Source organism: Streptomyces sp. NPDC048516 (genome assembly GCF_043199875.1).
Lineage (GTDB): Bacteria > Actinomycetota > Actinomycetes > Streptomycetales > Streptomycetaceae > Streptomyces.
This window is the reverse complement of sequence record NZ_JBICWS010000006.1, coordinates 1-23,152: the sequence shown is the minus strand read 5'-3', so window position 1 is coordinate 23,152 and position 23,152 is coordinate 1. Positions and strand designations below refer to the sequence as shown.

20 protein-coding genes are annotated in these 23,152 nt (G+C 71.5%); 13 read left to right on the top strand and 7 right to left on the bottom strand.

Annotated elements, in window-relative coordinates:
- The first annotated feature begins 194 nt into the window (after positions 1–194).
- From ACGFR7_RS13880 to ACGFR7_RS13865, 4 genes are all read left to right on the top strand, one after another.
- Positions 195–1,019 (top strand): sugar phosphate isomerase/epimerase, encoded by an 825-nt coding sequence (locus ACGFR7_RS13880; protein ID WP_176956442.1) that lies wholly within the window; start codon positions 195–197, stop codon positions 1,017–1,019.
- Positions 1,016–1,759 (top strand): TetR family transcriptional regulator, encoded by a 744-nt coding sequence (locus ACGFR7_RS13875; RefSeq protein ID WP_393317678.1) that lies wholly within the window; start codon positions 1,016–1,018, stop codon positions 1,757–1,759. The genes ACGFR7_RS13880 and ACGFR7_RS13875 overlap by 4 nt, the downstream gene beginning before the upstream one ends.
- Before the next feature lie 392 nt (positions 1,760–2,151).
- Positions 2,152–4,002 carry a dihydroxy-acid dehydratase gene (gene ilvD, locus ACGFR7_RS13870; RefSeq protein ID WP_393317675.1) on the top strand — a complete coding sequence of 617 codons (1,851 nt, stop codon included), beginning with the start codon at positions 2,152–2,154 and terminating at the stop codon, positions 4,000–4,002.
- Positions 4,003–4,153: 151 nt separating this feature from the next.
- Complete coding sequence (locus ACGFR7_RS13865) at positions 4,154–4,870, top strand: SDR family NAD(P)-dependent oxidoreductase (protein WP_393317672.1); 717 nt, start codon at positions 4,154–4,156, stop codon at positions 4,868–4,870.
- 142 nt (positions 4,871–5,012) lie between these two features.
- On the opposite strand, the gene ACGFR7_RS13860 is transcribed toward ACGFR7_RS13865, so the two are convergent.
- Both ACGFR7_RS13860 and ACGFR7_RS13855 read right to left on the bottom strand, forming a co-directional pair.
- Positions 5,013–5,303: a DUF397 domain-containing protein gene (locus ACGFR7_RS13860; protein ID WP_393317669.1), complete on the bottom strand. Its 291-nt coding sequence runs from the start codon at positions 5,301–5,303 to the stop codon at positions 5,013–5,015.
- Complete coding sequence (locus tag ACGFR7_RS13855) at positions 5,285–6,127, bottom strand: helix-turn-helix transcriptional regulator (protein WP_393317666.1); 843 nt, start codon at positions 6,125–6,127, stop codon at positions 5,285–5,287. The genes ACGFR7_RS13860 and ACGFR7_RS13855 overlap by 19 nt, the downstream gene beginning before the upstream one ends.
- A gap of 169 nt (positions 6,128–6,296) precedes the next feature.
- On the opposite strand from ACGFR7_RS13855, the gene ACGFR7_RS13850 reads away from it, so the two are divergent.
- Positions 6,297–6,521: a hypothetical protein gene (locus ACGFR7_RS13850; RefSeq protein ID WP_393317663.1), complete on the top strand. Its 225-nt coding sequence runs from the start codon at positions 6,297–6,299 to the stop codon at positions 6,519–6,521.
- Between the two features lie 157 nt (positions 6,522–6,678).
- On the opposite strand, the gene ACGFR7_RS13845 is transcribed toward ACGFR7_RS13850, so the two are convergent.
- Positions 6,679–9,315, bottom strand: a complete 2,637-nt coding sequence (locus ACGFR7_RS13845; protein ID WP_393317660.1) for a serine/threonine-protein kinase — start codon at positions 9,313–9,315, stop codon at positions 6,679–6,681.
- A gap of 192 nt (positions 9,316–9,507) precedes the next feature.
- Here ACGFR7_RS13845 and ACGFR7_RS13840 point away from each other — a divergent pair, with 192 nt between their 5' ends.
- From ACGFR7_RS13840 to ACGFR7_RS13820, 5 genes are all read left to right on the top strand, one after another.
- Complete coding sequence (locus ACGFR7_RS13840) at positions 9,508–9,828, top strand: peptidase (RefSeq protein WP_393317657.1); 321 nt, start codon at positions 9,508–9,510, stop codon at positions 9,826–9,828.
- 70 nt (positions 9,829–9,898) lie between these two features.
- Entirely contained in the window at positions 9,899–10,471 is a 573-nt protein-coding gene (locus tag ACGFR7_RS13835) for a hypothetical protein (protein WP_393317654.1), read from the top strand.
- Positions 10,472–10,537: 66 nt separating this feature from the next.
- Positions 10,538–11,377, top strand: a complete 840-nt coding sequence (locus ACGFR7_RS13830) for a class I SAM-dependent methyltransferase (protein ID WP_393317651.1) — start codon at positions 10,538–10,540, stop codon at positions 11,375–11,377.
- 42 nt (positions 11,378–11,419) lie between these two features.
- Positions 11,420–12,604, top strand: a complete 1,185-nt coding sequence (gene sigJ / locus ACGFR7_RS13825; protein WP_393317648.1) for an RNA polymerase sigma factor SigJ — start codon at positions 11,420–11,422, stop codon at positions 12,602–12,604.
- Positions 12,605–12,694: 90 nt separating this feature from the next.
- Positions 12,695–13,858 (top strand): NAD(P)/FAD-dependent oxidoreductase, encoded by a 1,164-nt coding sequence (locus tag ACGFR7_RS13820; protein WP_393317645.1) that lies wholly within the window; start codon positions 12,695–12,697, stop codon positions 13,856–13,858.
- A 141-nt stretch (positions 13,859–13,999) separates the two neighbouring features.
- Here ACGFR7_RS13820 and ACGFR7_RS13815 read toward each other — a convergent pair whose 3' ends face one another.
- The 3 genes from ACGFR7_RS13815 to ACGFR7_RS13805 all read right to left on the bottom strand — a co-directional run bounded on the left by ACGFR7_RS13815 (position 14,000) and on the right by ACGFR7_RS13805 (position 18,147).
- Positions 14,000–15,406, bottom strand: coding sequence for a M1 family metallopeptidase (locus ACGFR7_RS13815; RefSeq protein ID WP_393317642.1), 1,407 nt, complete (start codon positions 15,404–15,406; stop codon positions 14,000–14,002).
- Positions 15,407–15,587: 181 nt separating this feature from the next.
- Entirely contained in the window at positions 15,588–17,306 is a 1,719-nt protein-coding gene (locus tag ACGFR7_RS13810; RefSeq protein ID WP_393317639.1) for a SulP family inorganic anion transporter, read from the bottom strand.
- Positions 17,307–17,739: 433 nt separating this feature from the next.
- Complete coding sequence (locus ACGFR7_RS13805) at positions 17,740–18,147, bottom strand: hypothetical protein (RefSeq protein WP_393317636.1); 408 nt, start codon at positions 18,145–18,147, stop codon at positions 17,740–17,742.
- 376 nt (positions 18,148–18,523) lie between these two features.
- Here ACGFR7_RS13805 and ACGFR7_RS13800 point away from each other — a divergent pair, with 376 nt between their 5' ends.
- The 3 genes from ACGFR7_RS13800 (at position 18,524) to proC (ending at position 21,058) form a co-directional block, all read left to right on the top strand.
- The gene (locus ACGFR7_RS13800) at positions 18,524–19,381 is read left to right on the top strand and encodes an ABC transporter ATP-binding protein (protein WP_393317633.1); all 858 of its coding nucleotides are present in this window, start codon (positions 18,524–18,526) and stop codon (positions 19,379–19,381) included.
- Positions 19,378–20,130, top strand: a complete 753-nt coding sequence (locus ACGFR7_RS13795; protein ID WP_393317631.1) for an ABC transporter permease — start codon at positions 19,378–19,380, stop codon at positions 20,128–20,130. The genes ACGFR7_RS13800 and ACGFR7_RS13795 overlap by 4 nt, the downstream gene beginning before the upstream one ends.
- A gap of 118 nt (positions 20,131–20,248) precedes the next feature.
- The gene (gene proC, locus ACGFR7_RS13790; protein WP_393317628.1) at positions 20,249–21,058 is read left to right on the top strand and encodes a pyrroline-5-carboxylate reductase; all 810 of its coding nucleotides are present in this window, start codon (positions 20,249–20,251) and stop codon (positions 21,056–21,058) included.
- 224 nt (positions 21,059–21,282) lie between these two features.
- On the opposite strand, the gene trpS is transcribed toward proC, so the two are convergent.
- Complete coding sequence (gene trpS, locus ACGFR7_RS13785; RefSeq protein ID WP_393317625.1) at positions 21,283–22,335, bottom strand: tryptophan--tRNA ligase; 1,053 nt, start codon at positions 22,333–22,335, stop codon at positions 21,283–21,285.
- Positions 22,336–23,152: the final 817 nt, after the last annotated feature.

Genomic DNA, 23,152 nt, shown 5'->3' with positions numbered 1-23,152 from the left:
TGTCCGCGGACGGAGACCAGGGAGACACCGGCACCGCCCGCCGACCGCGGCGGCCTCGTGAGACTCGTCACGCCCCGGCGGGGTCCGCCACACCCATCGCCCCCTGTCGCACCGTTGCCCGCCTCCTCCGACCGGGGGCCGCGGTCGCCGGACCTCCTGCCCCGCGCCCTGCCTTGGCCCGTACGCTGTCCTTCGTGACAGAGCCAGTGGTGCGCATCCCGGATGCGAAGGTCGCGCTGTCCACGGCCTCGGTGTATCCGGAGTCGACGGCGACGGCCTTCGAGATCGCCGCGCGCCTCGGTTACGACGGCGTCGAGGTCATGGTGTGGACCGACCCGGTCAGCCAGGACATCGAGGCCCTGCGCCGGCTCTCGGACTACCACGGCGTGCCGGTGCTGGCCGTCCACGCCCCGTGTCTGCTGATCACCCAGCGGGTCTGGTCCACCGATCCCTGGGTCAAGCTCCAGCGCGCCCGCACCGCCGCGGAGAAGCTGGGCGCCTCGACGGTGGTCGTGCACCCGCCGTTCCGCTGGCAGCGCAGCTATGCGCGGGAGTTCGTCCGCGGGGTGTGGCGGATGGAGCACGAGACGGATGTGAAGTTCGCCGTCGAGAACATGTACCCGTGGCGCTACCGGGACCGCGAAATGCTCGCGTACGCCCCGGACTGGGACCCCACCAACGACGACTACCGGCACTTCACGGTCGATCTGTCGCACACCGCCACCGCCCGCAATGACGCCCTGGAGATGGTGGAGCGGATGGGCGACCGGCTGGCGCACGTCCATCTCGCCGACGGCAACGGCTCCGCCAAGGACGAGCACCTGGTGCCCGGTCGCGGCAGCCAGCCCTGCGCCGCGATGCTGGAGCGGCTGGCGGCCACCGGCTTCGAGGGCCATGTGGTCGTCGAGGTCAACACCCGGCGGGCGATGTCCGCGGCCGAACGCGAGGCCGACCTGGCCGAGGCGCTGGCCTTCACCCGGCTGCATCTGGCCTCGCCGACCTGGGTCCCGGGCTCGTGAGCGGCACCGGGCCCGGTCCGGACGGTTCGTCTGCCGCGCCCGGCTCGTCTCCGTCGCCCGATGCCTCTCCCGATGCCTCCGCCGATGTCTCTCCCGATGTCTCCCCCGATGCCTCTGCCGCGCCCGGCACGCCGCCCGCACCGGCCCGCCGCCGGGGCCGCCCGGCCCGGGCCGCCGCCGAGGCCGGCCCCGGTGCCCGGGAACGGATTCTGGCCGCGGCCCGTACGAAGTTCGCCGAGCGCGGCTACGACAAGACCTCGGTCCGGGGTATCGCCAAGGCGGCCGGGGTGGACGCGGCGCTGGTGCATCACTACTTCGGCACCAAGGAGCAGGTCTTCGAGGCCGCCATCGAGCTGACCTTCGCGCCCGCGCTGACCATGCCGGAGGCCATCGCGGGCGGCGGTGAAGGGGTGGGCGAGCGGATGGCCCGCTTCATGTTCGGCGTCTGGGAGAACCCGGTCAGCCGGCCGACGCTGCTGGCGATCATGCGCTCGGCGCTGACCAACGACACCGCGGCGGCGGTGCTGCGCGGGCTCATCGAGCGGCGGATGCTGCAGCGGGTGGCGGGCGAACTGGACGTACCCGACCCGCAGTTCCGGGTGCAGCTGGCCGCCGGGCACCTCATCGGGATCGCCATGCTGCGCTATGTGATCAAGATGGACCCGATCGCCTCGGCGGACACGGAGGAGATCATCGCCATGGTCGCCCCGAGCCTCCAGCGGTATCTGACGCAGCCCTGACGGTCCAAGCCCAAGCGCAAGCCCAAGCCCAAGCGCAAGCCCGACGCGGCTCCGGCGGCCGGGCCTGACGGCCGAACCCGGCAGCCGGATCCCGATCCCGCCCACCCCTGACGCGGTCCTGACAACCGCCGACGGCGCCGCTCCAGGGGCCCGATCGAGACCCGATTGCTACCCTGACCTGGAAGAACGGCGCCCACCCCGCTGTCCGCACTGCGGTCAGCCATCTCACATCCCGGAGAGGCTGTCCAGATCTTGGATCAGGAGCGTAATCTCGACGGGAGCTGATATATGACGCCACCGGTACGCGGCACAGCCACGCGGAAGAGCTACGCGGCAGAGCCAGGTACCGGCACCGGCGGTCGTACGGACGTAATCCCGAGGGAGTGACCATCGTGCCCGAGCTGAGGTCCCGCACCGTTACCCATGGCCGCAACATGGCCGGCGCCCGAGCCCTTATGCAGGCCTCCGGCGTAGCGCGGGAGGACTTCGGCAAGCCGATCATCGCCGTCGCCAACAGCTTCACCGAGTTCGTGCCCGGCCACACCCACCTCCAGCCGGTCGGCCGGATCGTCTCCGAGGCGATCCACGAGGCCGGGGGCATCGCCCGCGAGTTCAACACCATCGCGGTCGACGACGGTATCGCCATGGGCCACGGCGGCATGCTCTACAGCCTGCCCTCCCGCGACCTGATCGCCGACTCCGTCGAGTACATGGTCGAGGCGCACTGCGCCGACGCGCTGATCTGCATCTCCAACTGCGACAAGATCACTCCGGGCATGCTGATGGCCGCGATGCGGCTCAACATCCCGACGGTCTTCGTCTCCGGCGGCCCGATGGAGTCCGGCAAGACGACCCTCGTCGACGGCACGGTCCGCACCCTCGACCTGGTCGACGCGATCTCGGACGCCGTCAACGACAAGATCTCGGACGAGGACATCCTCCGTATCGAGGAAAACGCCTGTCCGACCTGCGGCTCCTGTTCCGGCATGTTCACCGCCAACTCCATGAACTGCCTGACCGAGGCGATCGGCCTCTCACTGCCCGGCAACGGCTCGGTGCTGGCCACCCACACCGCCCGCAAGGCGCTGTACCAGAACGCCGGCCGCACGGTCGTCGAGATCACCAAGCGGCACTACGACGAGGACGACCACACCGTCCTGCCGCGCAACATCGGCACCCGCGCCGCCTTCGAGAACGCCATGGCCCTGGACATCGCCATGGGCGGCTCGACGAACACGATCCTGCATCTGCTGGCCGCCGCCCAGGAGGCCGGCCTCAACTTCGACCTGGACGACATCAACGCGGTCTCGCGCCGGGTGCCCTGCCTGGCGAAGGTCGCCCCGAACGTCGCGCCGGGCGGCACGTATTACATGGAGGACGTGCACCGCGCCGGCGGCATCCCCGCCCTCCTCGGCGAGCTCTACCGCGCCGGGCTCCTCAACGAGGACGTGCACACCGTGCACAGCGCCTCCATCGAGGAATGGCTCAAGACCTGGGACGTGCGCGGCGGTTCACCCTCCGACGAGGCCGTCGAGCTGTGGCACGCGGCCCCCGGCTGCAAGCGCTCGGCCACCGCCTTCTCCCAGTCCGAGCGCTGGGACAGCCTCGACGTCGACGCCGAGGGCGGCTGCATCCGCGACCTGGCGCACGCCTACTCCGTCGACGGCGGCCTCGCGGTCCTCAAGGGCAACCTCGCCGAGGACGGCTGCGTCGTGAAGACCGCCGGCGTCGACGAGTCGATCTGGAACTTCGAGGGCCCGGCCGTGGTCTGCGAGTCGCAGGAAGAGGCCGTCGACAAGATCCTCAAGAAGCAGATCAAGGAGGGCGACGTCGTCGTCATCCGCTACGAGGGCCCCAAGGGCGGCCCCGGTATGCAGGAGATGCTCTACCCGACGTCCTTCCTCAAGGGCCGCGGCCTGGGCAAGGCCTGCGCACTGGTCACCGACGGCCGCTTCTCCGGCGGCACCTCCGGCCTGTCCATCGGCCACGCCTCGCCCGAGGCGGCGGCCGGCGGCACCATCGCCCTCGTCGAGGACGGCGACCGCATCAAGATCGACATCCCCAACCGCACCATCGAACTCCTCGTCGGTGACGTGGAGCTGGAGTCCCGCCGGCTGGCGCTCGAAGGCGTCTACGCGCCGAAGCAGCGCGAGCGCAAGGTCTCCCAGGCGCTGCGCGCGTACGCGGCGATGGCGACCAGCGCGGACAAGGGCGCGGTGCGCGATGTGAGCAAGCTGGGCTGAGCGGCGGCTCGGTACGGCAAGCAGTGTGGCAAGCGGTGCGGCGGCCTCAGGGCCCGCCGCACCGCTTTGTTCTTCATAACGCCGCCGCACCGCTTCCGTTGTGGCCTGACGCGTGGACGCGAAGCCGGAAGAACAGAGATCATGCTGAGCTATGACCAATGCGGACGTAGCTGTGGTGACAGGAGCCAACCAGGGGATCGGCCGGGAAGTTGCCCGGCTGCTGGCTGCCGAGGGGATGACCGTCCACCTTGGTGCGCGCGACCGGGAACGGGGCCGCGCGGCAGCGCGTGATCTGTCGGCCGACGGGGCCGATGTGCGGTTCGTGCCACTCGACGTGACGGACCAGTCGCAGGTCGACGCGGTGGCGCGGCAGCTCGGGGAGGAGCACGGCCGCATCGATGTGCTGATCAACAACGCGGGAACCGGCGGCAGCCGCCCCGCCGTGGAGGAGACCACAGCCGACGATTTCGAGGCTGTCATGGATGTGAATCTGCTGGGCGCGGTCCGCATGACCCACGCTCTGCTGCCCCTGCTGCGCAAGGCGGAGCACCCGCGTGTCGTCAACGTGACCAGCGGCCGGGGCTCGTTCGCCGTCAACGCGGACCCGGAGCGCATGGAGTCGCGCTTGGAGGGGCTGGTCTATCCCGTGTCGAAGACGGCCCTCAACATGCTGACGTACCAATACGCCCGTGCGTTGCCGGGGTTCCTGATCAACGCCGTCGACCCGGGCTTCACCGCGACCGCGCTGAACGGACACACCGGCACCAGCACTCCCGAGCAGAGCGCCACCACGATCGTGCGGCTCGCCCTCTCGGTGAGGGGGCCGAGCGGGCGGCTCTTCGACTCCACGGGAGAGATCGGCTGGTAGCGCGTGACGACCGGGCCCGCGTAAGCCGCCGGGCCCCCGTCGCGGACCAGTGCGCCGACCGCGCTGCGGTACGGCGACGGCCCCCGTCGCGGGCGAGCGACGGGGGCCGGTATGCGGGCCCGTACTTGGGGCCGGGGGTACGTCAGACGCTGGGGAGACGCCCGCTTTTCACGGCGGTGACGAAGGACGACCAGGCGGGCGCCTCGAAGAGGAGGGCGGGGCCTTGGGGGGCCTTGCTGTCGCGGACGGGGACGACGGCGGGGAAGTCGTCGGAGACTTCGAGGCAGTTGCCCCCGTCCTGGTTGCTGTGGCTGGACTTGCGCCAGGTGGCGGTGGACAGGAGGTCGTCGGAGACTTCGATGCAGGCGCCGCCGTCCGAGTTGCTGTGGGTGCTCTTGCGCCAGGTGACGTTGCTCAGGTCGATGGATCGCACGGCACTTCCTCCAACATCCGCATGACGAACTTCCGCGATTCGGCCGGGCTCAATGCCAGGTCACGAACCGCATCGTACGCGCCTTGCAGATGCTCAACAGGGCCCGCTTCCTCAATGAGTTCGCCGCGGTGGGCGTTCTCGGTATAGGCCACGGTGCGACTGTCCGGCAGTCGCAGAAACATCACAGCGGTGCTGTCCAAGCCGTAAAGGCCGGAGCTGAAGGGCAGCACGTGGAGTGTGATGTTCGGACGCGCGGTCGCCTCGATCAGGTGCTCAAGCTGTTTCCGCCACAGCTCGGCATCCTCCAACGGCGTTCGTAGCACGGCCTCGGAAAGGATGGTGCGGAACCGTGGCGGGTGGTCACCATCCAGCAAACCTCGACGCCCTATCCGAGCCTCGACCTGCCGGGTCAACTCTTCGCCGCTGCTGCCGCCCGCCGAGAGCAAGGCTTGTGCGTAGCCTTCGGTCTGAAGCAGACCATGAACGGTACTGACGCCGAAGTGCCAGAGGCTCACGGCCTCTGCTTCCAAGGCCATGTAGCGCCGGTAGCGCTCCTTGAACTGTGTGGGATCACCGGCCGCCAACTCCCACAACGTCAGCAGCAGATCCTTCGTCCCGTAGTACTGGTCCAGCGCCTGTGCGACCTCCGGGCTGCCGATCGTCTGGCCGCTCTCCATCTTGCCGAACAGCGACCAGTCCCAGCCCAGTACCTCTCCGAGCTTCCGGAGGCTGTCGCCCTTCTGGGCACGCAGTAATCGCAGCTCTTCGATGAAGCGTTGGCGTGGTTCCTGGCTCCGACCGGTGACCGCTCGCCTCGGCGGCATGGCGACCTCCTCCGTGGAAGGTGTGGAACTAACGGTGCGTGGTCGCGGAATACGGCCCGCAAGCGGCATTCGCGCCCTTTTCCTGGCCCATTCTCGTAAGGGCCGGAACACACACAGTAGTTGCGCTCCGGTCCTCCAGGCAGGAAAACGGCAGACGGGAGCGGCAAGGATGGCGACGGAACGACGGGCGGCGGCCGGCAAGAGGGAAGAGGCCGAGGCGGCCTGCGCCGAGCTGGCGGCTGCGCTCAAGCAGAACGGGATCGTGCTGCCGTCACTCGGCGTGGACACCGTGTCGTACGGCTACGCGCAGCCGCGTCCGCTCATCGAGCTGGGGCGCTGCAACCTGGAGACGACGCACCGGCTCATCGCCGTGCTCGACCGGGCGGCCCGGTGACCGGGCGCGCCCCGTACGTCTCCCCGGCGTGCCATGTCGGCACGCATACGAGGTGCACCAAGGGCAGCCTCGGCCCGGAGGCCGCCGCCGTGCCGGGTGTCCGGCGGGAAGCCTGTACCTGTAGTTGCCACGCCCCGGGCGGTGCACGGCCCGGCGGTCACCAGGCGGCCGGATCCCGGGTCGCCGCGGCGAAGACCGTGCCGTTCGGGGCGGCCGCGTAGATCCGGCCGCGGGGCGCATCCACCTGCGGGGCGGGCAGCATCTGCAGGTAGCCGTTGTGGCGGCGGCCGTCCAGCCGCGGTGGGGTCTGGCCGAGCAGACCGCCGTTGCGGGTGTCGACCGCCAGCAGCCGGCCGTCCGCCGCGGTGAAATACAGCCGGCCGCCGCTCACCACCGGCGCCGAACCCCGGCTGACCGACGTCTCGGTGTCCCACTTCCGTTCCCCGACGGCCTCCAGCGCGCCGCCCTCGGCGAGCAGATAGACCGACTCGCCGTGCACCACGGCGGCCACCTGGTCGAGCGGCGAGGTCAGCGGGAGCCGCCCGGTGTGTCCGGTGGCGGGGTCGTAGCGGACGACGGCGGTGGTGCGGAAGGTGAACTTCGGGTCGGTGACGGTCAGATAGAGCGCACCGGACGCACCGGTACCGGCCGGGGTGAGTGTCCCCGGCAGCCGCCGCGTCCAGTGGGCCTTGCCGTCCGCCGGGTCGATGGCGGTGACCTGGGTGCCGGTCCCGTCGGGGGTGCCCTCGGCCGCATAGGCGGTGTGCGCGTCGCCGTAGGAGGAGAAGAGCGGCAGGTGGTGGCCGGTGAAGCGTTTGTGCCAGCGCTGCCGGTGGGTCGTGCTGTCCAGCGCGGTGACCGTGCCGTCCGCCGCCGTCAGCAGGATGCGGTTCCCGACGATCCTGGTCTGGCCCTCGTATCCGGAGACGTCCTTGGTCCAGCGGGTGGCGCCCTTGCCGTCGGCCGACGGGTCGAGGGCGCTGAGCTGCTTGCCGTCGCCGGAGAAGACGTACAGCAGCCCGCCGGAGAGCACCGGCGGGGTGGGGGAAGCGGCGAATTTCGCGGCGTTCTCGCCCTGGGCGCGGTGGTCCGTGCGCTGCCATGCCGGTCGGCCGGTGTCCGGATCGAGCCGGGCGGCCGGGACTCCGGACTGGCCGCAGAAGACGGCGCCGGATCCGCTGGTGCAGAACGGCATTTCGGCGTCGTGGCCCTCGGGGCGTTCGACGAGCGTGGTCTGCCACGGGTGGAAGTCGGCCCGGCCGGTGTGCGAGGGGCGGGTCTGCAGGGCGGGGTCCGGCCCGTTCCCGCCCGGGGACAGGGCCCGGACGCCCGTGTACGCCCCGGCACCGGTCACGACGAGGGCGAGCGCGGCCCAGAGGGGCCAGCGCCGGGCACGGGAGCGGGTGGGGCGGCGGAGCCCGGCGGGGTTGCCAGTGTTGGTGGGATTGGTGGGATCGGTGGGATCGGCGGGATCGGCGGGATCGGCGGGATCGGTGGGGCCTTTGGGGGAGGCCGGGGGCTCGGCGTCGGCGGGGCTCCCGGGCGTGCCTTCGGTGCCTTCGGTGCCTTCGACGGGGCTCTCGACGGGTGCCGATACGGGGACATGCGTCGTCTCGGTACGTGGCGGGGTGGTCTCGTCCCGTACCGGCGGGAGCTGTTCGGGCGGCAGCTGCTCCGGCTGCCGCTGCTCCGGTCGCTTCCGCTTCCGCTCCCGCTGCCGCTGTTCCGGTATCCGTACCGCCGCCGCATCGCCCGTCGCCGCATCGCCCGTCGCCGCATCGCCCGTCGCCGAGTCCGGCGACATACCGCCCGGCGACATACCGGCCGGCGCCGTACCGTCCGGCGACAAGTCATCCGGATCCGGCAGCATGTTCACCGGAGGCGCGGCGTCCAGCGGTGCACCCAGCGGTGCACCCAGCGGCGTACCCAGCGGTGCACTCGGTGGCGTACTCAGCGGCGCACCGTGCGGCGCATCCGTCCGCAGCAACTCCATCAGTGCGCCCGGCGTCGGCCGGTCCGCCGGGGCCTTCGCCAGGCAGCTCTCGATCAGCGGCACCAACTCCGCCGGTACGCCCGTCAGATCGGCCTCGTCGTGCACCACCTGGTACGCGACGATGTAGGGGCTTTCCGAGTCGAACGGGCCGCTTCCGGTGGCGGCATGCACCAGGACCGAACCCAGCGCGAAGACATCCGCCGCCGGCCCCACCTCACGCGGCCGCTGGAACTGTTCGGGTGCCATGAAGGGCGGCGTGCCGATCAACTTGCCGGTCTCGGTGCGCATTTCGCTGTCGGACGGCCGGGAGATACCGAAGTCGATGACTTTCGGCCCGTCGGCGGCCAGCAGCACATTTCCCGGCTTGAGATCGCGGTGCACCACGCCCGCGCGATGGATGTCGCGCAGCGCCTCGGCGAGCCCCGCGGCCAGCCGCCGCACCTCGTCGACCGCCAGCGGACCATTCCGCTTCACATGATCGGAGAGGGTCGGCCCGGGAATGTGGAGGGTCGCCATCCAGGGGCGCCCGGCGTCCGGATCGGCGTCCACGACGGGCGCCGTGAAGGCCCCGCTGACCCGCCGCGCGGCGGCCACCTCCTGCCGGAACCGCCCGCGGAACTCCGGGTCCTGGGCGAATTCGGCATGGACGACCTTGACCGCGAGCAGCAGTCCGGACGACGAGCGCGCCAGATGGACCACGCCCATACCGCCGGAGCCGAGGCGTGCCTCCAGGCGGTACTGGCCGGCGTACTCCGGATGCTCCGCTTCCGGGCCGACCCCCGAATTGCGCAGCGATGGCATGGTCCCACCCCCGTGTCGTTCCCTTGCCATTCGGTCGCAGGTGCGACGCGCGGAGCCTAGTCGATGGCGCGTACGAGATGAGTGAGGCTTGCTAGCGTGCCGTGGCACAACTGCCCGCGCCCTCGGTCGCGAGCAGGCAAGTTGCGGGTCAACACGAGCGTCTTCGACGCTTCGTCAACGGGGGAGAACAGCATGACGACTCAGGACGATCTCGGCTCCGTGGAACCGGCCGCCGACCAGGCGCTCGCCGCCGCGTCCGGCGGACCCACCTATCCCGTCGCACCCGGCTACCGCGTCAAGGTCCGCCAGGGCCCCGGCACCAACTACCCCGCGGTCCGCCAGCTGGAGGAGGGGGCCCGGATCCAGATCCGCTGCCAGCGGTACGGCCAGTCGGTCAGCGGCCCGTACGGCACCACCGACATCTGGGACTGCATCGGGGCCGGCCAGTACGTCTCCGACGCGTACGTCCGCACGGGCAGCAGCGGCATGGTCGCGCCGCGCTGCACGAACTGAGGCGCGGGACCGGAGCGCCGGGCCACCGGGCTCCGGGCCGGCAGGGGCGCCTGCGGTGATAATCACCGTTATGAGCGATGAGCAGACGCCCGCGCCGAGCCCGGAGCCCGGTGGCCCGGAGCCCGGTGGCCCGGCGCCCGCCGGCCCGGGGCGTGGCGGCCCCGAGCCGGCGGAGATCCGGTTCTTCGGCACCACCTGGGTCCACCACGACGGCGGGTACGGCCTGCGCCGGGCCGGTGTCGCGGTGGGCTCGCTCGCGCTCGCGGCTGCCGGGGCGGTCGTGCTGCGCTTTGCGTTCCAGGGGCTGGAGATCGCCGCCGTCGGCCGGTTCGTCGGCATCCTCGTCGTCGCCGGCTTCGCCATCTGCAGCGCCCTGGCCTTCCGCCGCACCTGGGACGGCTTCGTCCGCCGCCCCGACCCGGCCGCCCGGAACACGGCCGACACGTCCTCCCAGGGCCTGATGCTGATCGGCTTCATCGGCTCGCTGCTCGCCTATTTCTGCCGCACTCTCGTCGAGGCCCCGGGGGAGAGGCTGCACCGTGCCGAGTACACCGCGGCCCGGGAGCGGTACCAACGCCGCCGCGGCGCCCGTACCGGCAATCCGGCCGCCAAAAAGAAGTCCCGGACCGAGAAGCGCCGCTGAAGAAGAACCTGCTCCGACTTTTCGTCGGCACCTGTGCGCGCTCGGTGCCGTTGGGAGGATGGGGGCATGCCGCACCGATCCCCGCTGGAACAACTGCCCCTGGCCCCACAGCCCGTACTCCCCTCTCCGCCACCGGGCCACGCCACCCTCGCCCGGTCGTTCGACGCGGTGGCCGCCCAGTACGCCGCCGCCCGCCCCGGCTATCCGCCGGCCCTCTTCGACGCCATCGAGGAGCTGGCCGGGCAGCCGCTGGCCGGGGCACGGGTGCTGGACGTCGGGGCCGGGACCGGTATTGCGACCGGGCTGCTCGCCGGGCGCGGGGCGCGGGTCACCGCGGTGGAGCCGGGGGCCGCGATGGCCGCCGAGCTGATTGCCGCCCATCCGGACACGCCGCTCGTCCGCGCACTCGGCGATGCACTGCCGTTCTCCGACGACGCGGGCTTTGACCTCGTCGGCTACGCACAGTCCTGGCACTGGACCGACCCGGCCTGCTCCGTCCCCGAGGCCCTGAGGGTGCTGCGGCCCGGCGGCGCGCTCGCGCTGTGGTGGAACATCCCCGACCAAGACGTCGGATGGGCCGCCGATCAGGAGGCCCGGATCGCCCGCCGGCTGCCGGAGTACCACAGCCACGGCGTCGCACCGGAGGCTCCCGACCTGCTCCGCGACCTCGGCCTCGGCCTGGAGCCCGCCTTCCGCGTCCTGCACTGGACGCGGCGGGTCCCCCTCGACACCCACCTCGCGATGCTGGGCAGCCGCTCGTACTTCTCCGCCATCGGCCCGGCGGCAGCGGCCCCCATCCTGGAGGACGAGCGGACCGCGCTGCTGGCCGTCTTCCCGGACGGCATCGTCGAGGAGGCCTACGCGCTCGACCTGACTGTCACACTCCGGCCGCCTGCCTCGTCGTAAAGGGCGGGCCAAACGGCCTGAACGGAAGCGGAGGAGCGGTCGATGACGCAGCCGGGGACGGGGACGGAGCCGGATACGGCGCCGGGGACAGGGACGGGGACGGGGACGGGGACGGGGACGGAGCCGAGTACGGGGGGAGCGAGGGGAGCAAGGGGAGAGAGGGGCGCGCGGGGCGCGCGGGACGACGACCGGCTCGCGCAGTTCGAGGAGCAGCGCGGCCGACTGTGGGCCATCGCCTACCGGATCATGGGCACGGTCACCGATGCCGACGACGCCGTGCAGGAGGCCTGGCTGCGCTGGCAGGCGCTGCCCGACGAGCCTGCGGTGGCCAGCCCGCGCGGCTTTCTCACCACCGTGGTGAGCCGCATCTGTTACGACCTGCTGGGCTCGGCCCGCGCCCGCCGCGAGACCTATGTCGGTCCCTGGCTGCCGGAGCCGCTGCTCGACGGCAGCGACGGCCCGCTGCCCCTCGGCGCGACGGGCTCGGGGAGCCCCGGCGGCCCCGGCGGTCCCGGCAGCCCCGAGGACCGGGTGACGCTCGACGAATCCGTCGGGATGGCGCTGCTCACCGTCCTGGAACGGCTCACCCCGGCCGAGCGCACCGCCTTCATCCTCCACGACGTCTTCGCGGTCCCCTTCCCGGAGGTCGCCGAGGCGGTCGGCCGCACCCCGGATTCCGTACGGCAGTTGGCCTCCCGCGCCCGCAGGAGGGTACGGGCCGAGGCCCCGCGCCGCACCGTCGACCGTGCGGAGCACCGCCGCACCGTCGAGGCCTTCCTGTCCGCCGTCATGGGCGGCGATCTCGATGCGCTGCTGTCCGTCCTCGACCCGGAGGTCGTCTGGCGTTCGGACGGCGGCGGCAAGGTGAGTGCCGCCCGCCGGCCGGTACTGGGCCGCGAGAAGGTCGCCCGCTATGTGCGGGGCCTGGTCACCCGAGGCGCCCAACGGGAGGGGCTGCGGGTCGCGTTGGCCGAGGTCAACGGAGCCACCGGGCTGGTCTTCGTCGACCGGGTGGGCGAGCAGTCCGGGGTGTTCGCCTTCACCGTCCACGCCGGGCGGATCACGGAGGTGGACGCCGTCATCAACCCCGACAAGCTCGGCCACCTCGACCTCGGCCTGCACCTCCCGCTCGACCTCGGCCCTGACGCCCGCCCTGATGCCGGCCCTGATGCCGGCCCTGACGCCGCCCCCTGCCCTGACCCTGACTCCGGCCCTGACCCGTTGTAGGGGTGTCACACCGCGCCACCCTGCTTCGTCCCCCTTCCGACGCGTCGCACGATCCGGCGCGACGCCCCGTCACCAGGAGCAGGAGGCAGCATGAAGAGCGTGGCACGGCAGCGGGTGCGGCAGCGGGTCCGGCAGCGGCTGCGGGTCGTGGTTCTCGGCGGTGGCTACGCGGGCACCATGGCCGCGCTCCGGCTCGCTCCGTATGCGCAGGTGACCCTGGTCGATCCCAGTGACCGTTTCGCCGAACGGGTGCGCCTGCACGAACTGGCCGCCGGGCGCCCCGTGGTGGACCATCCCCGGGCCGCGATGCTGCACGGCACCGGCATCGAGCATCTGGCCGCCCGCGCCACCGCGCTGGACCCGGCCGCCCGCGCCGTGCACACCGACTGCGGCCGCACCCTCCTCTACGACCGGCTCGTCTACACCCTCGGCAGCCACACCGACCTGCGCGGTGCCGGCCCCTCGGGCGCCCCCGCCCGCGGGCCGTGGGAGCGGGCCTTCACCGCCGAGAGCGCCGCCGCCCTGCACAAGCGGCTGCTGGACGGCCCGGGCACGCTGGCCGTGGTCGGCGGTGGCCTGACCGGCATCGAGATGGCCGCCGAGATCGCCGAGTCCCACCCCGGGTGGCGGGTCCGGCTGCTGACCGGCGGCGAGATCGGCACAGGGCTGTCGGCCCGCGGCCGGGAGCATGTCCGAACCGTCCTCGACCGGCTGCACGTCCGCGTCGAGGAGGGCCACCGGGTTGCCGACGGGGACGACGCCGACGCCGACGCCGTGCTGTGGACCGGCGCCATGACCGCCGCCGGGGGGCTCGCGCGCGACGCGGGGCTGGACACCGACCCGCGCACCGGCCGGATCCTGGTCGACGGGGCGCTGCGCTCGGTCAGCCACCCCGACATCTACGCCGCGGGCGACGCGGCAGCGGCCCGCACGCCCCGCGCCGGGGCCCTGCGGATGGCCTGCGCCACCGCGCTGCCGACGGGCTCACACGTGGCCGGCGCGATCATCACCGAGTCGCGTGGCGCCGCGCCCCGCCCGCTGACGTACGCGTTCTTCGTGCAGTGCGTGAGTCTGGGGCGGCACGACGGCCTGATCCAGTCGCTACGGGCCGACGACACCCCGCGCGAGCGCGTGCTGACGGGCCGTCCGGCCGCCCGCGTCAAGGAGCAGGTGGTCCGCAACGCCGTCCGCGTCCTGCGGCTGGCGGCCCGACGCCCGGACATCGTCGGCTGCATCCCGGGCATCGGCCGGTGAGTGGGTGTTGCTCGGCATTCCGGGCCGGGTGGCACTGGCCGGGTGGCACTGGCCGGGTGGCACTGGCCGGGGTGGCACCGGCCGGGGTGGCACCGGCCGGGGGCACCGGTCCGGTGTGACTGGCCGGGTGGCGCCCGGCCGCTACTCCCGTTCCGGCTTTCCCTTGCCGTAGAGCCATGTGTCGAACAGCCCGGTCAGATCCACATCCGTGCGTTCCTGGCAGAAGGCGATGAATTCCTTCGCGTCGGCGGTGGAGTAGCGGTACTTGGCGGGCCACTCCTTGAGGATCCGGAAGAAGGTCTTGTCGCCGACCGCGTTCCGCAATTCCTGGAGCAGCATCGCGCCCCGCTCGTAGACGGGCACCCCGGTCACATTCTTCGCCTTGCCAGGATCGCCCGGCGGGAAGGCCCAGCGCTGCGTGTCCGTCTTGTCCTTGTAGAGCGCGTCGAACTGCTGCTGCGGGGTCTTGCCGCCCTTGTGCTCCACCCACAGCCACTCGGCGTAGGTCGCGAAGGCCTCGTTGAGCCAGGTGTCCTTCCAGGTCTTCGGGGTCACCGAGTCGCCGAACCACTGGTGGGCCATCTCGTGCACCACGGTCACGGTGTCCGGCGCCCCGGCGTAGACCGGCTTGGTCTGGGTCTCCAGCGCCATCCACGTGATCCGGGCCGGGGTATCATCGACGATCGCGCCCGCGGAGGAGAAGGGGTAGCGGCCGAACAGCCCGCTCTCCCACTTCAGGATCTCCGGCAGCTGCTCCAGCGGCCCCTTGCTCGCCTTGGCCTCCGCCGGGTCCACCGCGACGTACAGCGGCAGCCCGTCGGCCGTACGGGACCGGTGGACATCGAAGCGGCCGATGGTGGCGGTGGCGAGGTAACTGGCCATGGGCTGCCCGTTGTGCCAACGGAAGGTGGTCCGGCCGCCGGTCGTCTTCTCCGACCGCAGATCCCCGTTGGCGACGGCGGTATAGCCCTTCGGCACGGTGATCGTGAAGTCGTAGGCCGCCTTGTCCTCGGGGTGGTTGTTGCCGGGGAACCAGGTCATGGACCCGGCCGGCTCGCCCGCGACGAACGCCCCGTCGGCGGTCTTGACCCACCCCTCCGTCGTACCGTCCGGATCCTTCAGCTCCTGCGGTGTGCCGTGGTAGTCGACGGTCGTACGGAACCGTGCGCCCTTCCTCAGGCCTTCGGCCGGCCGGACGATCAGCTTGTGCCCCTTACGGGAGAACGCGGCGTCCTTGCCGTCGACCCGTACGTCCGAGACCCGCAGCCCCTGCAGATCGAGCTGGAAGGACCGCAGATTCTTCGTGGCCTCGGAGGTGATCTCGGCGGTCGCGTCCAGGCGCTTCTTCTTCACGTCGTAGTCGAGATCGAGCCCGTAATGGCGCACCTGATAGCCGCCGTTGCCGAGCGCAGGGAAGAGCGGATCGCCCACCCCGCCGCTGCCCGCCGCCCCCCGGACGCCCTCGGCGCCGTTCGTGCACGAGGAGAGCAGCAGGGCGACGGAGAGGGCGGCGGTCGCACCGCAGCAGCGGAAAGGCCGGCGATTCACAGCGCTCCAAGGGTCGGCGATCACAAGCATGCCGACCTTACGGTCATTTCTGCGGCAACGTCGGTCCTTTCCCTCCGGGTTGCGCTACGGGGCCTGGGGTGCCCTACGGGGTACGGGGCCCGGGGTGCCCCTACGGGTACGGGGCCTGAGTTGCCTTACGGGGTACGGGGCCCGGGGTGCCCTACGGGGCGATGGATGGTGTCTTCTGCCGGGTGGTGCCGTCCGGCCCGCGCCGCTGCTGCTCCTCCCAGTTTCCGAGGGCCGCCGCACACGCATGGTCGAGATGCCGCAGCCCCGACAGATCGAGCTGGATCTCCCGGTCCTTGGGCAGCGCCTCCAACTGGTCGAGCAGCTTCGGCAGGCGCAGGAAGGTGGCATGACCCAGGGCCCGTACGAGGATGGGGCGCCGGGCGCCGGAGCCGTCCGTCCTGCGGGTTGCGGGTTCGTCCGGCCCACGGGTCCCGTGTCCGTCCGGCCTGTCTCCGTCCGGCCTGTCTCCGTCCGGCCTGTCTCCGTCCGTCCGGAGGCCGCCCGTCCCGAGGCCGGCCGCGACACCGCCGGCCGTGTCGCCCCCGGTGGCCGGTGCCGCCGGCTCGTCCAGCCCCACGATCTCCAGGTGCACGTGCGAGGTCTCCCACGCCGACTTGGCCACCGCCATCAGCAGTCCCAGCAGTACCCCCTCGAACATGTTGGTGGCCACGATCGCCACCGCCGTCGCGGCGAGCACCACGGCCTCCCCCCGGTGCTCGCGCCACAGCGGACGCCACTGCTTCACCGGCAGCAACTTGCCGCCTGCATGCACCAGTACCCCGGCCAGCGCCGCGAGCGGCACCACACCCAGCGCCGCGGGGAAGGCCACCGCGAACAGCAGCAGCCACGCCCCGTGCAGCACCCGCGAGGCCTTGGTCCGGGCCCCGGCGTGCACATTCGCGGCGCTACGGACGATCACCGCGGTCATCGGCAGCGCCCCCAGCAGGCCGCACACCGTGTTGCCCGCGCCCTGGGCCATCAGCTCCCTGTCGTAATCGGTCCGCGGACCGTCGTGCAGCCGGTCCACCGCGGCCGCGGAGAACAGCGACTCCGCCGACGCGATCAGGGTGAACGCCAGCACGGTGCCCAGCGCACCGGCCACCGCCCCCGCCTCCGTCAGCCGCAGGAAGTCCGCGCCGCCAGGCGGCTGGACGACTTCCAGCAGGCCCGCCACCTCGACCCGGGCCACCGGCAGCTCCAGCATCCACACCACGGCCGTCGCCAGCGCCACGGCCACCAGCGGCGCCGGCACCACCCGCGCCGCGCGCCGCCACTTCGGCCACAGCACCAGCAGCACGATGGTTCCCGCGCCCACCGCCAGCGCCGCGAGCGAGGCTCCGGACCCGGCGGTGTCCGCCGCCAGTTTCGGCAGCCCGCCCAGATTCGCCGGCCCGCCGCCCGGCGCCTTGGCGTCCGCCAGGGCGTACAGCTGCCCGGCGATCAGCACGAGCCCGATGCCGGCGAGCATTCCCTGGACGACCGCCACGGAGATGGCCCGGAACCAGCGCCCGAGCCGCAGCGCCCCCATGGCCAGCTGCAGCACCCCGGCGATCAGCACCAGCGCGCCCAGCGTGCCGAGCCCGTACTCCTGCACGGCCTCGTAGACCAGCACCGTCAGCCCCGCGGCCGGGCCGCTGACCTGCAGACTGCTGCCGGGCAGTAACCCGGTGAGCAGTCCGCCGACGATCCCGGTGACCAGCCCCAGTTCGGCCGGCACCCCGGACGCGACGGCCACCCCGACACACAGCGGGACGGCGACGAGAAAGACGACGAGCGAGGCGGTGACATCGGCGCGCCAGACCGACAGCGCCTGCCGTGACGGTATGGACGGCCGGAATGAACGTTGACGGGCAACACGGAACTTACGCATGGGATGCCTCCAACGAGTGCGAGATGCGGTGGCGCACGGATACACACGGGTACGCACGGTCGCCAACGAACGTGATCGGACACGAACTGACGCGAACTGTCGCGCGAACTGACGCGAACTGTCGCGCACGAGTGGACGTCGGGTGATGGCGATGCGCTCAGCGGCTGGTGCCCGACGGCCCGTTGCCCGCGCTACGCCTACTCCCGGGCATTGCCGGGCATCGCCGGGCGGGCGCGCGCCATGCAGGGACATTGAGGTGACACGACGGGACGCGACGGGACGCGACGGGACGTGAAGGGACGTGAAGGGCAGCGACGGCTGAATCCGTCGGACACACGGGCCGGGAGAGGCCCTTCGGATACGCGGACCGAAGAGGCCCTTGGGGCGGCTCTCGGCTCTCGGCTCCTACTTCTCGGCTCTTACCTCTCGGCTCTCAGCAGCGGAAGACGGCGTGCCGGAGCGGCAGTTCGCCGGATCTCGTCAGAGGTACGGCCTGCCGGCCGGTCAGCGGGACGGTCAGGCGCAGCCCGCCCCCGGTCCGTCCCCGGCCGGCGGTTGAGACGGTGGTGACCGGTGGCGTCGGCGCGGCCACCGAGGCCGTGGAACGCCCGTCGCGGCGCGGCGGGCAGCGGTCACTGCCGGATTCCGGATTCTCCGCGGTCGAGGTGTCGGACGCCCGGGGTTCGGTACCCGAGGGCGCCGTACGGCCGACGCCGTTCGCGGCCGGTGCGGCCGGCGCATGTTCTCCGTACACGGCGTCCGTCCCGAGGGACAGGGCCAGCACGACGGTCACGACGATCAACAGGAGCCGGCCGAGGCCGCGGACCCGGATCTTCGCCATCGTCGCCCCTCCCGGCGCGGCTGGACAGGTCACCCCCATTGTGTCCAAGCCAACGCGCAGGACCACAAGTCGGTTTGTAACCACCCTGTAAACGCGGAGTTATCGACCACGAACGGCCGGTTCTCTTCACTACGGCGCCCGCCGGTGCGCACAGTGCCTTGTCATGCGCCGCCCCTGCACCACACCCGACCGCATCACCACCTCCACGCCTCAGCCACCCCTCGCCCCTTCTGAGCACGCCGCCCGTCCCGCTCCCCCCGACCCTCGCTGCGCCTCCCGTCCCGCTCCAGCCGCCCCTCAGCACGCCCCTCGCCCCGTCCCGCCCACCCCGTCCGAGCCCTTGACGCTCCACCCCGCCCGGAGGAGTATTCATCGCATGATGAATTATGGCCGCGACCCCGCCGACCCCGCCGACCCCGCCGACCCCGCCGACCCCGCCGACCCCGCCGACCCCGCCGTCCACGCCCACGACCTCACCGTCACCCGAGGCGGCCGCACCGTCCTCGACGCCCTCGCCTTCGACGTGCCCCGCGGCCGGATCACCGGCCTCCTCGGCCCCTCCGGATGCGGCAAATCCACCCTGATGCGCGCCATCGTCGGCACCCAGGCCAAGGTCACCGGCACCCTCGACGTCCTCGGCCGGCCCGCCGGCGACCCCGGGCTGCGCCCCCGCATCGGCTATGTCACCCAGGACCCGTCCGTCTACGACGACCTCACCGTCCGCCAGAACCTCGACTACTTCGCCGCCGTCCTGCACCCCGGCCGGGCGGCCCGCGCCCGGCGCCGCGAGAGCGTCACCCGCGTCATCGAGGACGTCGACCTCACCCACCGGGCCGACGCCCTCGCCGGAAACCTCTCCGGCGGCCAGCGCAGCCGGGTCTCCCTCGCGGTGGCCCTGCTCGGCGCCCCCGAACTCCTCGTCCTCGACGAACCCACCGTCGACCTGGACCCCGTCCTCCGCCGCGACCTGTGGCACCTCTTCCACACCCTCGCCACCGACCGCGCCGCCACCCTCCTCGTCTCCTCGCACGTCATGGACGAGGCCGAGCGCTGCCACCGGCTGCTCCTGATGCGCGAGGGCCGCATCCTCGCCGACGGCGCACCCGACGCACTCCGTGAGCGCACCGGCTCCCCGACCGTCGAGGCCGCCTTCCTCCAGCTGGTCGACGAGGCCAAGGCCGCGGCCGCCCCGACGGCACCCGGCACCGCCACCCCCAAGGAACCAGCACGATGACCACCGCGCCCTTCTCCCCGTCCCGCACCCTGGCCACCGCCGCCCGGGTCCTGCGCCAGCTCCGCCACGACCCCCGCACCATCGCGCTGATGCTCGTCGTCCCGTGCGTGATGATCGCCCTGCTCCGCTACGTCTTCGACGCCCGCCCCGAGACGTTCAACAGCATCGGCGCCTCACTCCTCGGCATCTTCCCGATGATCACGATGTTCCTGGTGACCTCCATCGCCACCCTCCGCGAACGCACCTCGGGAACCCTGGAACGCCTGCTCGCCCTGCCCCTGGGCAAAGCCGACCTGATCAGCGGCTACGCCCTGGCCTTCGGCCTGCTGGCGATCGTCCAGTCGGCCCTCGCCACGGCCCTGTCCGTCTGGGTCCTCGGCCTCGACATCACCGGCTCCGCCTGGCTGCTCCTGCTCGTCGCCGTCCTGGACGCCCTCCTCGGCACCGCCCTCGGGCTGTTCGTCTCGGCCTTCGCCGCCTCCGAATTCCAGGCCGTCCAGTTCATGCCCGCCGTCCTGATGCCTCAACTGCTGCTCTGCGGCCTGTTCACCCCGCGCGACACCATGCAGCCGGCCCTGGAAACGCTCTCCGACATCCTCCCGATGTCCTACGCCGTGGACGGGATGAACCAGGTCCTCACGCACCCCGACCTCACCGGCGACTTCCTCCGCGACGTCATCGTCGTCAGCGGCTGCGCCCTCCTCGTCCTCGCCCTCGGCGCCGCCACCCTCCGCCGCCGTACGACGTGACCCCGCCTGGAGGGTGGGCACAGCGGCACCCCATGGCGGGGCAGCCGAACCCGAAGCGGAACCCACGGTGCGAGGATGGCCGGAAACGCCCAGCGCAGCGGAAAGGTGAACCCGCACGATGACCCAGAAGGTCGCAGTACTCGGCACCGGAAAAATCGGCGAAGCCCTGCTCAGCGGAATGATCCGAGGCGGCTGGGCGCCCTCCGACCTCCTGGTCACCGCCCGCCGCCGGGAACGTGCCGAGCAGCTGCACGCCCGTTACGGCGTCGAAGCGGTCAGCAACGCCGAGGCCGCCAAGGCCGCCGACACCCTCATCCTCACCGTCAAGCCCCAGGACATGGGCGCCCTGCTGACCGAGCTGGCCCCGCACATCCCCACCGACCGCCTGGTCATCAGCGGCGCCGCCGGCATCCCCACCTCCTACTTCGAGGAGCGCCTGGCCGCCGGCACCCCGGTCGTACGGGTCATGACGAACACCCCCGCCCTCGTCGACGAGGCGATGTCCGTCATCTCCGCCGGCACCCACGCCACCGGCTCCCACCTCGCCCGCGCAGAGGAAATCTTCTCCGGCGTCGGCAAGACCCTCCGCGTCCCGGAGTCCCAGCAGGACGCCTGCACCGCGCTCTCCGGCTCGGGCCCGGCGTACTTCTTCTTCCTCGTCGAGGCCATGACCGACGCCGGCATCCTCCTCGGCCTGCCCCGGGACAAGGCCCACGACCTCATCGTCCAGGCCGCCATCGGCGCCGCGGTGATGCTCCGCGACAGCGGCGAACACCCCGTCAAGCTCCGCGAGAACGTCACGTCCCCGGCCGGCACCACCATCAACGCCATCCGCGAACTCGAAAACCACGGCGTACGCGCCGCCCTGATCGCCGCCCTGGAGGCCGCCCGCGACCGCAGCCGCGCACTCGCCTCCGGCAACGGCTGACACGGACACCGGGACCGGGGCCGGGACCGGCAGGGGAACGGGCGGGAGAAACCGGCGGAAGAAACAGCCGGGAGAATCCGACGGCAGAGGAACCCGCCCACGCGGCGGGCCCCTTCTCACTCTCTCCCCCGAGACAGGACGAGACAGGACGAGACAGGACGAGACAGGACGAGACAGGAAAGGGGAGCGGACGACCCGACGGCACGCCCGCCCCCCTCCACGCCTCACCCCCTGGGCAGCAGCCCCACCGCCTCGAACGCGGCGTCCACCCGCGGCCTGGCCAGCACCCGCGCCCGCTCGGCCCCGGCCAGCAGGACCGCATCGACCTGCCCCGGGTCCGCCGCCAGCTCCGCATGCCGTGCCCGCACCGGCCGGAGCATCTCCACCACGGCCTCCGCGACGTCCTTCTTCAACGCGCCGCACGAGTCGTACTCCGCGGCCAATCGCTCCGGATCACTCCCCGCACACGCGGCCAGTACCTCCAGGAGATTCGCCACCCCGGGCCGCCGCTCCGGCTCGTACGAGACGTCCCGCTCCGAGTCCGTCACCGCCCGCATCACCTTCTTCCGCACCGCCTCCGGCTCGTCCAGCACGTAGACGACCCCCGCGGTCCGGGCGTGCGACTTCCCCATCTTCGACGTCGGCTCCTGCAGATCCTTCACCCGCGCCGCCACGGTCGGATGCACGGTCCTCGGCACCACGAACGTCGGCCCGTACCGCTGGTTGAACCGCACCGCGAGATCCCGCGTCAGCTCCACATGCTGCGCCTGGTCCTCCCCGACCGGCACCTCATCCGTCCCGTACGCCAGGATGTCCGCCGCCATCAGCGCCGGATACGTCAGCAACGACAGCCGCACACTCCCGCCCCGCGCCTGCTCCCGCGCGGCCTTCTCCTTGTACTGGATCATGCGCCGCATCTCCCCGTCGGAGGCCGTGCACTCCATCAGATACGACAGCCGCAGGTGCTCATCCACCTGGCTCTGCACAAACACCGTGCAGATCTCCGGATCCAGCCCCGAGGCCAGCAGCAACGTCGCGGCCTGCCGGCTGAGCCGCCGCACCCGCGCCGGATCGTGCTCCACGGTCAGCGCATGCAGATCCACCACGCAGAACAGCGCATCCGCACGATGCTGGTCCACCTCGGCCCACCGCCGCAGCGCCCCGAGGTAGTTCCCCAGCGTCAGATGCCCCGTCGGCTGCACCCCACTGAAGATCCGCGTACGCGCACCGGTCGACATCGACATTGCCGTCGCCGTCGCCGTCACCATCTCGTTCATCCTTCGTCTCCCGAGCTCCCGCACTCCGCGAAGTGCGTGTCGAGACCGCCGACCTCACCGGCCGGCTGCGGGAAGGAGATACGCGAACGGCCGCCGAAGCGGCGGCCGTGGTCATGCATGCGCTGCTGGTCGGCCGCCGTCAGGCGAGCCACCACAGCTGTACGAGCGCATGCGTAGTCATGGATCCAAAGTACCCGGGAAACGCTTCCCAGGCACGGGTTTGAACAACCCCAACCCCTCGTGTAGTGTCCTCCGAGTTGCCACGGAGCCGACAGGCGTCAGGCAGCCATCCCGCCGCAGCAGCGGCACACCACTACTGCACGGCCCCTCACCGGGACCAATTTCGGCATGCCGAAATTCGACCGTGACGTGATTATGCGTCAACGAGGAATTCCGCTAAAGTAGTGATCACGCCGAAAGGCGCGGCAACGCAAGAAGTCGCACCCCAAGCGGACCCCCTCCGACGGGAATCGGAAAAGAATTCGGACCGGCAACGGAACGAAATCGGATCTGATAGAGTCGGAAAGGCCGGAAAGCGAAAGCCGAACGGCCGACCCGCTCCAACACGGGGCCAGACACGGAAACGGATCTGGTAAGGTTGGAAACGCGAAGAAGCCGAAAGGTGGAAACGCACCGGCGAAAATCGGGCCCGCAAGGATCTGATAGAGTCGGAAACGCAAGACCGAAGGGAAGCGCCCGGAGAGCCTGGTGAAACAGGCACAAAGGAAGCGTCCGTTCCTTGAGAACTCAACAGCGTGCCAAAAGTCAACGCCAGATATGTTGATACCCCGTCCACCGGAAACATCCGGGGGATGAG

Coding starts and splice junctions, on each gene's coding strand:
- ACGFR7_RS13800 (WP_393317633.1), top strand. CDS start 18,524: ATGATGAATTATGGCCGCGACCCCGCCGACCCCGCCGACCCCGCCGAC.
- ACGFR7_RS13805 (WP_393317636.1), bottom strand. CDS start 18,147: ATGGCGAAGATCCGGGTCCGCGGCCTCGGCCGGCTCCTGTTGATCGTC.
- trpS (WP_393317625.1), bottom strand. CDS start 22,335: ATGAACGAGATGGTGACGGCGACGGCGACGGCAATGTCGATGTCGACC.
- ACGFR7_RS13845 (WP_393317660.1), bottom strand. CDS start 9,315: ATGCCATCGCTGCGCAATTCGGGGGTCGGCCCGGAAGCGGAGCATCCG.
- ACGFR7_RS13795 (WP_393317631.1), top strand. CDS start 19,378: ATGACCACCGCGCCCTTCTCCCCGTCCCGCACCCTGGCCACCGCCGCC.
- ACGFR7_RS13865 (WP_393317672.1), top strand. CDS start 4,154: ATGACCAATGCGGACGTAGCTGTGGTGACAGGAGCCAACCAGGGGATC.
- ACGFR7_RS13810 (WP_393317639.1), bottom strand. CDS start 17,306: ATGCGTAAGTTCCGTGTTGCCCGTCAACGTTCATTCCGGCCGTCCATA.
- proC (WP_393317628.1), top strand. CDS start 20,249: ATGACCCAGAAGGTCGCAGTACTCGGCACCGGAAAAATCGGCGAAGCC.
- ACGFR7_RS13835 (WP_393317654.1), top strand. CDS start 9,899: ATGAGCGATGAGCAGACGCCCGCGCCGAGCCCGGAGCCCGGTGGCCCG.
- ACGFR7_RS13850 (WP_393317663.1), top strand. CDS start 6,297: ATGGCGACGGAACGACGGGCGGCGGCCGGCAAGAGGGAAGAGGCCGAG.
- ACGFR7_RS13830 (WP_393317651.1), top strand. CDS start 10,538: ATGCCGCACCGATCCCCGCTGGAACAACTGCCCCTGGCCCCACAGCCC.
- sigJ (WP_393317648.1), top strand. CDS start 11,420: ATGACGCAGCCGGGGACGGGGACGGAGCCGGATACGGCGCCGGGGACA.
- ACGFR7_RS13855 (WP_393317666.1), bottom strand. CDS start 6,127: ATGCCGCCGAGGCGAGCGGTCACCGGTCGGAGCCAGGAACCACGCCAA.
- ACGFR7_RS13840 (WP_393317657.1), top strand. CDS start 9,508: ATGACGACTCAGGACGATCTCGGCTCCGTGGAACCGGCCGCCGACCAG.
- ACGFR7_RS13820 (WP_393317645.1), top strand. CDS start 12,695: ATGAAGAGCGTGGCACGGCAGCGGGTGCGGCAGCGGGTCCGGCAGCGG.